14 protein-coding genes are annotated in these 11793 nt (G+C 45.6%); 13 read left to right on the top strand and 1 reads right to left on the bottom strand.

All coding sequences use genetic code 11. The annotated features are described in order from the left end of the window. The first annotated feature begins 127 nt into the window (after positions 1-127). The 5 genes from JCM23214_RS21100 to JCM23214_RS14530 all read left to right on the top strand — a co-directional run bounded on the left by JCM23214_RS21100 (position 128) and on the right by JCM23214_RS14530 (position 2469). Complete coding sequence (locus JCM23214_RS21100) at positions 128-727, top strand: HAD family acid phosphatase (protein ID WP_051548190.1); 600 nt, start codon at positions 128-130, stop codon at positions 725-727. Between the two features lie 23 nt (positions 728-750). Further along, the gene (locus tag JCM23214_RS26105; RefSeq protein ID WP_199899631.1) at positions 751-981 is read left to right on the top strand and encodes a hypothetical protein; all 231 of its coding nucleotides are present in this window, start codon (positions 751-753) and stop codon (positions 979-981) included. A 260-nt stretch (positions 982-1241) separates the two neighbouring features. Continuing rightward, entirely contained in the window at positions 1242-1661 is a 420-nt protein-coding gene (locus JCM23214_RS14525) for an ABATE domain-containing protein (RefSeq protein ID WP_025899576.1), read from the top strand. A 77-nt stretch (positions 1662-1738) separates the two neighbouring features. Beyond that, positions 1739-1876, top strand: coding sequence for a CGNR zinc finger domain-containing protein (locus JCM23214_RS26810; RefSeq protein WP_369405910.1), 138 nt, complete (start codon positions 1739-1741; stop codon positions 1874-1876). 77 nt (positions 1877-1953) lie between these two features. Beyond that, complete coding sequence (locus JCM23214_RS14530) at positions 1954-2469, top strand: DUF2867 domain-containing protein (RefSeq protein ID WP_025899577.1); 516 nt, start codon at positions 1954-1956, stop codon at positions 2467-2469. Here JCM23214_RS14530 and JCM23214_RS14535 read toward each other — a convergent pair. Then, positions 2444-3952, bottom strand: a complete 1509-nt coding sequence (locus tag JCM23214_RS14535) for a malonate--CoA ligase (protein ID WP_025899578.1) — start codon at positions 3950-3952, stop codon at positions 2444-2446. The genes JCM23214_RS14530 and JCM23214_RS14535 overlap by 26 nt on opposite strands. A gap of 214 nt (positions 3953-4166) precedes the next feature. Here JCM23214_RS14535 and dctP point away from each other — a divergent pair, with 214 nt between their 5' ends. The 8 genes from dctP to JCM23214_RS14575 all read left to right on the top strand — a co-directional run bounded on the left by dctP (position 4167) and on the right by JCM23214_RS14575 (position 11540). Beyond that, positions 4167-5168, top strand: coding sequence for a TRAP transporter substrate-binding protein DctP (dctP, locus tag JCM23214_RS14540; RefSeq protein ID WP_025899579.1), 1002 nt, complete (start codon positions 4167-4169; stop codon positions 5166-5168). A gap of 171 nt (positions 5169-5339) precedes the next feature. After that, complete coding sequence (locus JCM23214_RS24835; RefSeq protein ID WP_148301904.1) at positions 5340-5597, top strand: hypothetical protein; 258 nt, start codon at positions 5340-5342, stop codon at positions 5595-5597. Then, positions 5578-6654: a malonyl-CoA decarboxylase gene (locus tag JCM23214_RS21105; RefSeq protein ID WP_148301905.1), complete on the top strand. Its 1077-nt coding sequence runs from the start codon at positions 5578-5580 to the stop codon at positions 6652-6654. The genes JCM23214_RS24835 and JCM23214_RS21105 overlap by 20 nt, the downstream gene beginning before the upstream one ends. A gap of 60 nt (positions 6655-6714) precedes the next feature. Beyond that, a complete protein-coding gene (locus JCM23214_RS14555; RefSeq protein WP_025899580.1) occupies positions 6715-7659 on the top strand; it encodes a 2-hydroxyacid dehydrogenase in 945 nt (314 codons plus the stop codon). Positions 7660-7857: 198 nt separating this feature from the next. Beyond that, positions 7858-8775, top strand: coding sequence for an SDR family oxidoreductase (locus JCM23214_RS14560; RefSeq protein ID WP_025899581.1), 918 nt, complete (start codon positions 7858-7860; stop codon positions 8773-8775). A gap of 12 nt (positions 8776-8787) precedes the next feature. After that, a complete protein-coding gene (locus JCM23214_RS14565; protein WP_025899582.1) occupies positions 8788-9645 on the top strand; it encodes a MaoC/PaaZ C-terminal domain-containing protein in 858 nt (285 codons plus the stop codon). A 67-nt stretch (positions 9646-9712) separates the two neighbouring features. Further along, positions 9713-10375, top strand: coding sequence for a nitroreductase (locus JCM23214_RS14570; RefSeq protein WP_234397761.1), 663 nt, complete (start codon positions 9713-9715; stop codon positions 10373-10375). Positions 10376-10385: 10 nt separating this feature from the next. Beyond that, complete coding sequence (locus tag JCM23214_RS14575) at positions 10386-11540, top strand: acyl-CoA dehydrogenase family protein (protein ID WP_025899584.1); 1155 nt, start codon at positions 10386-10388, stop codon at positions 11538-11540. Positions 11541-11793 lie beyond the last annotated feature (253 nt).

Below are 11793 nucleotides of genomic sequence, written 5' to 3' on the forward strand. Positions count from 1 at the left end.
TCCTTTAAAATCGGGCTTGTGTTGTTGTTTCATTTCTGTCGAAATGTTTGTCTCAGCGTATTACGCTGAAAGACATGACACATCACGTAGGGACTATTTAGTGACGTGGTGAACTGGGAGATATCAAATGAAATTGGGTAAACGCGCACTAGGAACAGTATTCGCTTTGGCAGCTTCAACGGCAATTGTTTCAACAACAGCCGTAAAAGCAGATGAGGCTGCGAACGACTTAATTAATGCCACTGTGTGGACACAGACTGCAGTGGAGTTCAAGGCTTCGTCAATGGCAGCCTTCAAGCTCGCTGAAATTATGCTGGACAGAGCATTGGCGAATAAGGATTGGACCGCAGCGCTCGAGCAGGGCGACAATTATCAAGGAAAGCCTCCTGCGGTTATCCTTGATGTCGATGAAACCGTGCTGGACAATACCGAATATGAGGCTTGGTTGATCAAGGCCAAGAAAAATTATAGTTCCAAGACTTGGATGCCATTCGTTGATGCAGCTCAATCTGATCCAATTCCAGGTTCAAAAGAGTTTATCAATTATGCAAAATCCAAGGGTGTCGAGATATTTTACGTATCCAATCGTAAAGCACCCGGTGAAGCCGGTACACGAAAGAATCTGAAGGATCTGGGTTACCCCATTAATGAAAAGATCGATACTGTGCTCTTAAGGGGGGAGAGAGAAAACTGGGGTTCTGAAAAAGGGACCCGCAGGCCCATGTAGCGCAGGATTACCGAATTATTCTTTTGTTGGGTGATAACCTTGGAGATTTTGTCGACGCAAAAGGAGCTACCCTTGCAGAGCGTGAAGAAATCCTGAATAAATATAAAGATAATTGGAGCAGTAAATGGATAACCATTGCTAATCCAATGTATGGATCCTGGGAAGGGGCCGCATTTGGGTATAACTGGAAAGCTTCTGATGCTGAAAAACGGAAAATGAAGCTTGATGCCATGCGCTACTACGAACCCAAATAATTTTGGGTGAATACTATACAGGAGCCTCCGGTGAAATTCCGGAGGCTTTTTAATTGTATAACAGATATTTACAGGGACATATTTTTGCCAAAAATTAATTTAAGACTATCCATAATATAACCAATTTTGTAAATTTAACTCGTTAAATATAAAGAATTGGTGCTTGGGCGAATTTTTGGGGTTTCCGTCGAAGCCTTTTTGATGCAGATTGCGCGCTTTGTTAGGTAACAGTTCGCTGCAAGCGAAGATGGAGAAGTGTTTTGGTAAAAGTTGGGGCGTTGGTATCAGCTGGTGTTATCAATTCTGAGGGTTTTTATACGGTTGGCGGGCGAACAGCGATTGATTTTGCAAACAGCAAAAGTCGCGTTGGCCATGAGGGTGAAGGCTTACACTCACTTGAGAATTTGTTGACATTCCTCAAATCGCAATCTCTCCTGCATGAAGATGAGGCGTCTAGCTATCATATGTTCATGTTTCAAAATCCTGCCCGTTGTGAACAGGTTATGGCGGACCTTCTTGAAATACGGCGCGAGTTTGTAAAAGCTCTTGATCAAATGGCAAATGGCTGGCCAATGGATCCGATATTTGTCTCTGACCTTAACGATAAGCTGGCGACGTTCCCAACAAAATTGGTGCTAGAGCTGCTCAAGATGGCTATCAGTTACAAGAAAAGCTTGTAGAGCAAGGTCCTGAACAACTTCTATTTCCAATTTTAAAAGATATCGCGGAATTTTTGGCGTCTGATCAGGTTTCGAAAGTGCGACAATGTGCGAGCGAGTCCTGTGATTTGTACTTTATAAACACGTCACGCAATGGCCGCCGTCGTTGGTGTTCCATGTCTACTTGTGGAAACCGCGCGAAAGTCAACGCTTACCTGAAACGTAAAGAAGCCTGAAAAAGCTTTGTCGGCGTCACAATGCCACATGGTGACGCAGGCTCATTCCTGTTACCTTTTTGGGGAAGGGAAAGAGCATGATTTTAAAGTCAGAAATTCCAACCGCCTGTCGTTTGCAAGCGCAATGGGACAATGCGACCTACAAGGATTGTTATAAGTGCCCATTGGATGCAAAGCAGGAACTATCGGCGGCTTCTGCTTTTCATCATATGCTATCTTACACACCAAAATGGGTATCCCTGCTGATGAAACTGCGAAATAGCATTGTTCGCTTTATTGGGCTTAAGACAGATATCCCAAATGATGATTTTCAAAAAGATGATCCAGATGGGTATCGCGTCGGTGATTTCATCGGTTTTTTCAAGGTGGAAGCTGTTAGCGTCGATGAATTAATCGTTTCGACAAATGATCGACATTTGGATGCCTTTTTTTCAGTTTTTATTTCAAGGGTCGATAGTGAACTGTATTTTGTCTCTACCGTAAAAACCAAAGAGCGCAGGGGCGATATATACATGTTCGTAATCGCCCCTTTTCATCGTTTGATTGTCAAAAATCTACTTGCAAGATTTAACCGGCTTCCAGTTGCTTCCTGAGTTCATTTTTTTGAACCTTTCCCATAGTATTTCTGGGTAGCTCCTCTAATATTTGAACCTGTTTGGGGACCTTAAAATTTGCAAGATTTTCTTTTACAAACTCAATCACCTGTTGCTCTGTGACCTCTTTGGTGCCATCTGGAACGATGAAGGCAACGACAGCTTCTCCAAAATCAGGATGGGGCTTTCCAACGACAGCGCTTTCCAGCACGCCAGGCATTTCGTCAAGATAACTCTCGATTTCTTTGGGGTAAACGTTGTATCCGCCGGAAATGATTAGATCCTTGGCGCGCCCGACTATCTGATAGTATCCATCTGGACGCTTTTTCGCCATGTCACCTGTGATGAAATATCCGTCGGGGCGAAATTCCGCCGCTGTTTTTTCCGGCATATTCCAATAGCCAAGAAATACGTTTGGTCCTTTGATTTCAAGGACACCAATTTCACCATCAGCTACTATGTTACCTTCGTCATCACAGATCCGGACTTCATTGTCGAGCGGAAAACCTACAGAGCCGGCAATCCTTTTTCCATCATAAGGGTTGGATGTAATCATTCCCGCCTCTGACATACCATAACGTTCAAGAATGACATGCCCTGTTCGTGTTTCGAACTCGTTGAAGGTATCCTCTAGTAGGGGCGCAGACCCAGCTGTAAATAACCTCATATTTTTGCAGGCTTCGCGGTTAAGCTCGGGTGCGGAAAGTAAACGGACATAGAAGGTGGGCACCCCCATGAAAACTGTAGATCGCGGCAACCGCTCAATGACCTTGTTGGGGTCGAATTTGGCCAGGAAAAGAACCGTGTTGGCTTTTAGGAAGGCACAGTGAAGTGCGACGAATAAACCGTGTACGTGAAAGATAGGTAGCGCGTGCAGGAGGACATCGTTTTCATTAAATGCCCAAGCGTTCACCAAAGACTGCGCATTCGTGGCCAGATTTCTGTGTGTGAGCATCGCTCCCTTAGATCGCCCCGTCGTACCGCTTGTATATAATATTGCCGCCAAATCATTATCTGTACGCAAAATAACGGCTTGCTCTGTCAGTTGATCCGCGGCTTTTTCGACTAACGTACCTTCGCCAGTTTTGGAAAGTGTGAAGACTTCTTTTACACCACAGTCTTCTGAGATAGACCGCAAAGAAGTTTCATTCTGTGGATCACATACAACAACCGCGGGCCTGGAATCTTCCAGAAAATAGGACAGTTCGGCGGATTTATATGCGGTATTCAGAGGTAGATAGACAAGGCCCGCCCTTAGGCAGCCTAAATATAACAGCACGGCCTCTACTGTTTTTTCAACCTGAACAGCAACTCTGTCTCCCGGTCCCGCACCAGCTGAAGTAAGTAGATTGGCAAATTGTGCGCTTTTTTGGAGTAATTCTGAAAAATGGTAATGTCGACCTGTTTCGGTTTCAAATGCGATTTTGTCTGGAGCAGATTTAAAGGCCTCTTCAAACAGGCTAAAAAGATTTTTGTTGTTCATGTTCATTTCTTATTACTACGACTGCTAAAACCCAAGCAAATGCCGATTTAGATTACAAATTACCCAAGTGCCATTGAAAACCCTGAATAGAGTATTTTATTGTGCACTTGAAATTTACGTATAACGTTACGATATATACAAGTTCAAAATTTGGAACAACGATTAGAGCGAATAGCGCGCAGTTGTAATTCTTCGACAATTGGAAAGTAAGAGTATGATACATACTGGTTTCCGTTTTATCTTGGGACTGGTGCTTGGCGCATTCGTTTTATCTACTGGTGTGAGTGAAGCACAAAGTTTGAAGGCGTCACATCAGTGGCCTGCAAAAGGCGCCGATGTCAGAGATGAAATGCTGCGCATCTTCGCTCGCGAAGTCGCAAATGCAGATGTTGATCTTAACATCAAAATCTACCCCGCCAAAAGCCTATACAAGCCAAAGGAACAATGGGGGGCTATGGTTAAGGGGCAGCTTGATATATCGGTGTTCCCATTGGCATATGCATCGGGACGACACGCGGAGTTTGATGCGACATTGATGCCGGGTCTTGTAAAGAATTATGATCACGCGAGACGGCTTAACTCCTCTCCGTTTATGGATGAAATTAAAAAAATCATAAATGATGCTGGGATAGTGGTCTTGGCCGATGTTTGGTTGGCCGGTGGTTTTGCATCCAGTAAGAACTGTATTTCCGAGCCTCAAACCTTAAACGGTCAGGTAACACGAGCGGCAGGAAAATCTTTCGAACAAATGCTTGTTGGTGCAGGTGGTTCAATTGCCTCAATGCCCAGCTCGGAAGTTTATAATGCTCTTCAGTCTGGGGTGTTAGATGCGGTGGTAACAAGCTCGGCGAGTCTCGTCTCCTTCAAAATATTTGAACAAGTAAAATGCCTGACAATTCCTGGCTCCAACGCGCTTTGGTTCATGTATGAACCTCTGTTGATGTCCAAAAGGTCTTTTGACCGCCTCGACGACAGGCAGCAGGAGGCAATTTTGAAAGCGGGTCAAAAATCAGAAGATTACTTTTATGCTGCAGCAAAGGATCTCGATACTCAACTGGTGAATGTCTTTAAAGCCGCTAATGTTGAGATAGTAGAGATGACCGAAGCTCAATTACAAGAATGGCGCAAAATTGCGGAGCGAACATCTTACAAAGCGTTTGCCGAAAAAGTTCAAGGTGGTGAAGCTCTGATCAAAAAAGCGCTCTCGGTTGACTAAGTGGGGCGTTTTCCCCCTTCCTTTTTAGGGTCCGTAATACGAACTCATAACAAAAATTTCTTTAGATTCATCTTGAAAGGCAGGCTTTTCATTATGATCTTAAAGACTGCAGGGAATTTACAAGAAATCTCGTCGGCTTTAAGCCGAGTGATGTAAAAATGGTTAGGTGGCATGAGACAAACATTCGTATCACAAATCTTCAATTCAATTGCCGATGCAGGCCGGGAACTTTTGGATCGCGGTGCGGGAAAAGCACGGAGCCATTCAATTGAGGGTGTCTGTCGTGATTTGCTAACGCAAAGAGGCGAAGCTTCCGGTATGGCGCTCGCCCGTGAGGTTGTAGATTTGTGGTGGGGGCTGGATGAAGAAGAAAAGCTTGCCTTCATGATGTTTTGCAAAAGAGGTTGGGGTGGATCAGGCTCGCCTTGATCGTGCAATTGCAGCATATACCGTTGAAAAAACTCTTGTCTCTCAGCAGATGCTGGCGCTCGCTCTTGAGCCTCCCCGCCAAGAACTAATGCGGCGCATAAATTTTGCACCGCGCGGAACAAGTGCAATTGTCGACATGCGCAAATTTCTGGTTTCAAAACTTCGAGATTATCCGGAATTGAATGAGGTCGATCGCGATTTGAAGCATTTGCTTGTGAGTTGGTTCAACCGGGGTTTCTTGGAAGTTCGGCAAATTAATTGGAGAACGCCGGCCGTAATTCTTGAAAAACTGATCGAATATGAAGCGGTTCACGAAATAAAAGGATGGGAAGATCTGCGACGCCGGCTTGAGGGCGATCGCCGATGCTTTGCTTTTTTCCATCCCGCATTACCAGATGAGCCACTCATCTTTGTGGAAGTGGCGCTTGTAAAGGGATTGGCGAGTGCAGTTCAGCCTCTTCTCGATCTAAATAGCCGCAAACTCGATCCAACGAAAGCTGACACAGCGATTTTTTACTCCATCAGTAACTGTCAGGAGGGGTTAAAAGGCATTAGTTTTGGAAATTTCCTTATTAAACAGGTTGTTGCCGAGCTATCAGCAGAATTTCCAAATCTGAAACATTTTTCCACTCTTTCTCCGGTGCCCGGCTTTATGAAATGGCTTGATACAGTCAAGGGACGGGCCGGTAAGTTGTCTGCAGGCAAGACAACAAAAGTTAAGAAATTTTTGCAAGAAGAAGGCTGGCATCTGCGGGATGAGATGCCCGAACAGTTGCGCGATTATCTGGAACACCTGATGGCTCACTATTTGGTCAACGAAAAACGCAACGACCGTCCTTTGGATCCAGTCTCAAGATTCCATTTAGGCAATGGTGCGCGACTTGAACGCATTAATTGGTTGGGAGATATCTCGCCGAATGGATTGAAACAGTCTGCAGGTATGCTGGTCAATTATTATTATAACCTCAAGGATATCGAAAAAAATCACGAAGCCTATGTAAATGAGAAGAAGGTTGTTGCATCGGCCCAAGTAATTGCATTGACTAAATTGAAGTAGCGTTAGTCTTGAAGCAAAGGCCATGCGGTGTTGCCTTTGGTTTGAGAGGTGAGGGGAAACATGCAGAACTTAATCGCATTTGCAGGTCAAATTGAGGAAACCGAGAAATGTCATTGGATTTCAAGGCTTTCCAAGAAGATACCACTTGCGGACATCATTGCTGTCGAAGACCTCACTGTTGATCAGCGTGACCTGGTTGAAATCGCAATCGTTGCCAATCCTGATCCCGAAACCTTATCGGTGCTGCCAAACTTGAAATGGGTTCATAGTGTTTGGGCAGGTGTCGAACGTATGATTGAACAGCTTGCGGATCAGAATTTGATGATCACACGATTAAAAGATCCTGAGCTTGCGCGAACCATGGCGGAGGCCAGTCTCGCCTGGACACTTTATATCCATAGGAACATGCCGGAATATGCAAAGCAGCAGCGTGCTAAAAAGTGGAAGGAGCTTCCATATCGAAAAGCAAGCCAAGTAACGGTTGGAATTCTCGGACTTGGTTCACTTGGTGCGCGCTCTGCTGAAGTTTTAAGAGTTAACGGATTCTCAGTTCATGGGTGGAGCCGTACTGAAAAACAATTGGAAGGTATTCGGTGTCTCAGTGGAGACAGTGGGTTGTCAAACTTACTTTGCAGTTCGGATATTCTCATTGTTCTTTTGCCTCTCACCAACGAAACTCGTGGTTTGTTGGGGGCACGGCTTTTGAAATCCATGAAAAAAGGGGCGTCAGTTATCAATTTTGCACGCGGCCCGATTGTTGATGTCGCCATTTTGGAAGATTTACTCGATACGGGACATCTGTCTCACGCTGTTCTTGATGTGTTTGATGAAGAGCCGCTGGATCCTTCAAGCACGCTCTGGTCACATCCTGATATTACTATTTTGCCGCATATATCGGCTCCGACAGATATGGAAACAGCTTCGGAAATTGTGGGCGCGAACGTGATGCGTTTTCTTGAAACAGGCGAATTGCCGGAAATCGTGGATACTTCCAGAGGTTACTAATTTTGGTGTGGCGCGTATTTTACGCTTTTCCTTTTGCAATAATTTCTATAGATAGTTAGCTAGCTCATTAAATTTTGTCGGTAAGTGATTTTTCTTTTTATCGGCAAGGTCGCATGTGCTTCAATAAAGATCGACAGGTCAGCTATCTGGCTGGCACTAAAAAGAATTAAAAACGAACAAGTAAGGGAGATCGATCCAATGTCCAAAAACATGCTTGAAGGAAAAGTTGTCGTCGTAACCGGCGCAGGAAGAGGCGTCGGCCGCGGTATTGCAATTATGGCCGCAGAACAGGGTGCCAAGGTTGTTGTAAATGATCTGGGTGGTAATGAAGGCGGTGAAGGCGCGGATAACATTCCGGCGATGGAAGTTGTTAAAGCGATCACGGACGCCGGCGGCGAGGCTGTGGCAAACTTTGGCAATGTTGCCAATGCCGATGATGCAGGTCAAATGATTGAAGATGCTCGGAGTAATTTTGGTCGCATTGACTGTATTGTAAATAATGCGGGTATTCTTCGCGATGTCATTTTCCATAAAATGAGCGAAGAGGAATTTGACGCTGTTATTGCCGTCCATTTAAAAGGCAGCTTTAATGTTTCGCGAGCAGCAGCTCCTTATTTCCGTGAACAGCAAAGTGGCTCAATGGTTCACATGACGTCAACTTCTGGCCTCATTGGAAACTTTGGTCAGGCGAATTATGCTGCGGCGAAATTGGGTATCGCAGGACTATCACGCTCCATAGCCCTGGACATGGCTCGTTTTAATGTGCGTTCAAACTGTATCTCTCCGTTCGCATGGTCGAGGCTGATCGGTACAATTCCTCAAGGAACAGACGCAGAGCGTGAACGGGTTAAGAAAATTCAGCAAATGACACCTGAAAAAATTGCGCCAATGGCAGTATATCTGCTAAGCGATGAGGCAAAAGATGTGTCAGGGCAGATTTTCGTGGTGCGTAATAATGAAATTTGCTTGATGAGTCAGCCAAGACCAATTCGCAATTTGCACACTTCTGACGGTTGGACACCTGAAACCGTCGCGGCGCGTGTCGGGCCTGCTATTAAATCGTCTTTGGTTCCGTTGGAACGTTCTGGCGATGTCTTTAGCTGGGATCCGGTATAAGCGAGGTGCCTTATGACAATAGATTATGATAAGCTGATGAACTGGAAATTTGATCCAGTTGAACAGCAATATACCTCAAAAGACAGCATACTATATGCTTTGGGTGTGGGATTGTCCGCAGATCCGCTGGATTTGGATCAGTTGCGCTTTACATATGAAGAAGATCAGTTGGCGTTGCCAACCATGGCAGTGGTTCTTGCCTATCCCGGTTTCTTTTTAAAGGAGCCGCAATTCGGTGTGGACTGGGTGAAGGTCCTTCATGGTGAGCAGGGAATTGAAATCCATAAACCATTACCTCCTGCAGGGCACGTGGTTGGGGAAACGCGCTTCACTGAAATCATCGATAAAGGAGAAGGGCGCGGTGCGCTGCTTTATTCGGAGCGAAAGGTTTATGAAAAGTCCAGCGGTGATTTGCTCGCGACGTTATCTTCAACGACCTTTGCACGCGGTGATGGAGGATTTGGCGGTCCGCCAAGAGAGGCTCCTAAACCTCATGTCTTGCCTGATCGTGCGCCTGATAGTGTTGTCGAATTGGAAACTTTGCCGCAAGCTGCATTGATATACCGCCTGAGTGGGGATTTTAATCCTTTGCATGCGAATCCACGAGTTGCAACTGCCGCAGGCTTTAAGCAACCTATCCTGCACGGTTTGGCAACATTAGGGGCTGCAGGCCATGCGCTCTTGAGAGATGTCTGCGGATATGACCCAAGCAGGTTTAAGTCAATGAACCTGCGTTTCACCTCTCCTGTCTACCCCGGAGAGACTATCGTGACCAGTATTTGGAAAGACGGTACGGACATTTCCTTTAGCTGCAAGGTTAAAGAAAGAGATATCGTTGTACTGAATAACGGTTATGCAAAGGTAGCTTGAAGCTAACGGAATGGGTTCTGTTTCGGCAGAACCCAGATTTCAAAAGGAGGCCCCCACCTTGGATCTTGTGCAAGCCATAAGAAGTCGAAAGTCAGTTCGACAATTCACCGATCAGAAAGTGCCCAAAGAAATCGTTTACGAGATTTTGGAACATGCCAAATGGGCTCCATCGGGCGGTAATTTGCAGCCCTGGACCGTGCATGTAGTTTCAGGAGAAGAGCTGAGAAAACTTGTCTCATCCGTGCAGAACAATCTTTTGGAGATGAAAGATGAGACGCCCGAATATAATGTGTATCCCCCAGACCTTAAAGATCCTTACAGAACTCGTAGAAGAGTGGTGGGGCAAGCCCTGTATGAATTAATTGGCGTTCCCAGAAAAGACACAGCAGGAAAATTAAGGCAGCTAGCCAAGAATTTTGAGTTTTTTGGAGCCCCTGTTGGTCTTTTCTTTGTGATGGACCGTCAAATGGAAATTGGTCAGTATGCCGATTTGGGCATGTTTATGCAGAATATCATGTTACTGGCTCGCTCGAATGGGCTGCATACCTGTCCGCAGGAAGCCTGGGCGCGTTGGCCCGAAACTGTTTCCCGATTTTTGAATTTGCAAGAACATGAAATGATGTTTTGCGGCATGGCGCTTGGGTATATGGACGAAAGTGCCAAAATTAATGAATTGCAGAGCGAGCGCGCTTCACTGGAAGATTTTGTGAATTGGCGCGGGTTTGAGTAGGGTAAGAAGAATGGATGAAAATGTTTTGGAGCAAATTCGGCAGACGGTAGTTCAGCTTTGCCGAGATTATCCGGGCAGTTACTGGCAGGAAAAAGACCGTGAGCGGGCTTATCCAACAGAGTTTGTCGATGCACTCACCGAGGCTGGACTTTTATCCTCATTGATTCCAGAAGCCTATGGAGGAGCGGGATTGCCCCTTTCTGTGGCGAGAACAATTTTAGAGGAAATTCATGCCGCTGGATGTAATGGAGCCGCCTGTCACGCGCAAATGTACACGATGGGAACATTGCTTCGGCATGGAAATGAAGAGCAACGGAAACAGTATCTGCCCAAAATTGCCACCGGTGAGTTGCGACTTCAGGCGTTTGGGGTCACTGAGCCGACAGCGGGTACAGATACGACAAGTATAACTACAACGGCAGTTCGCGACGGGGATCATTATATTATTAACGGGCAAAAAGTCTGGACCTCGCGGGCTGAATATTCCGACTTGATGATTTTGCTTGCGCGCACGACCCCGAAAGAAAAGTGCGCTAAAAGATCTGAGGGCTTGTCAGTCTTTTTGGTGGATATGCGCAAAGTGGTTGGAAATGGCATGACCATTCGGCCTATTCGAACCATGATCAACCATGCCACCACCGAAGTGTTTTTTGATAATCTGCGAATCCCCGCTGATAGCCTTATTGGTGAAGAGGGAAAAGGGTTTAAATATATTCTGACAGGTATGAATGCTGAGCGAATTCTGATTGCTTCTGAATGTATCGGGGATGCACGCTGGTTCATCGAAACCGCTTCCAACTATGTTCGGGATCGTAAGGTCTTCGGCCGGCCAATTGGGCAGAACCAAGGGGTTCAATTCCCTATTGCTCGTTCGTATGCGCAGATGCAGGCGGCCAGCTTAATGGTTGATAAGGCATGTGCTTTATATGATGACGGTAAGACCTGCGGGGCAGAAGCAAATATGGCGAAGATGTTGGCTTCGGAAGCCTCATGGGCAGCAGGTGAGGCTTGTTTGCAATCTCATGGTGGATTTGGCTTTGCTGAAGAATATGACGTAGAGCGTAAATTTCGAGAGACGAGACTTTATCAGATTGCGCCGATTTCTACGAACCTGGTGTTATCTTTTCTGGCTGAACACGAATTGGGCTTGCCAAGATCTTACTGATATTCATTTTTTAATTTGGCATCGGCGAGTTAGAAATGGCAGTTTTGCTGACCTTTTTTTGAAGGTTTCTTTCATGCCATTTTTTAAAATGGAAAAAATGACAATTTTTTTAAAAAAGACTGTTGACGGTAGTGGGTGATGGGCCTATAAACCGCTCCACGCCGCTTGGGGGGCACGAAGAACTGACTGAATTGAGGTTAGGGATTTGGAGTTGCTCTGGGTGGTTTTTTTCGGGGATTTTCCTGGTTGTTAA

It is taken from the genome of Sneathiella glossodoripedis JCM 23214 (assembly GCF_000616095.1).
GTDB classification, from domain to species: Bacteria; Pseudomonadota; Alphaproteobacteria; order Sneathiellales; family Sneathiellaceae; genus Sneathiella; species Sneathiella glossodoripedis.

Coding starts and splice junctions, on each gene's coding strand:
- JCM23214_RS21100 (WP_051548190.1), top strand. CDS start 128: ATGAAATTGGGTAAACGCGCACTAGGAACAGTATTCGCTTTGGCAGCT.
- JCM23214_RS14530 (WP_025899577.1), top strand. CDS start 1,954: ATGATTTTAAAGTCAGAAATTCCAACCGCCTGTCGTTTGCAAGCGCAA.
- JCM23214_RS14535 (WP_025899578.1), bottom strand. CDS start 3,952: ATGAACAACAAAAATCTTTTTAGCCTGTTTGAAGAGGCCTTTAAATCT.
- dctP (WP_025899579.1), top strand. CDS start 4,167: ATGATACATACTGGTTTCCGTTTTATCTTGGGACTGGTGCTTGGCGCA.
- JCM23214_RS24835 (WP_148301904.1), top strand. CDS start 5,340: ATGAGACAAACATTCGTATCACAAATCTTCAATTCAATTGCCGATGCA.
- JCM23214_RS14555 (WP_025899580.1), top strand. CDS start 6,715: ATGCAGAACTTAATCGCATTTGCAGGTCAAATTGAGGAAACCGAGAAA.
- JCM23214_RS14560 (WP_025899581.1), top strand. CDS start 7,858: ATGTCCAAAAACATGCTTGAAGGAAAAGTTGTCGTCGTAACCGGCGCA.
- JCM23214_RS14565 (WP_025899582.1), top strand. CDS start 8,788: ATGACAATAGATTATGATAAGCTGATGAACTGGAAATTTGATCCAGTT.
- JCM23214_RS14575 (WP_025899584.1), top strand. CDS start 10,386: ATGGATGAAAATGTTTTGGAGCAAATTCGGCAGACGGTAGTTCAGCTT.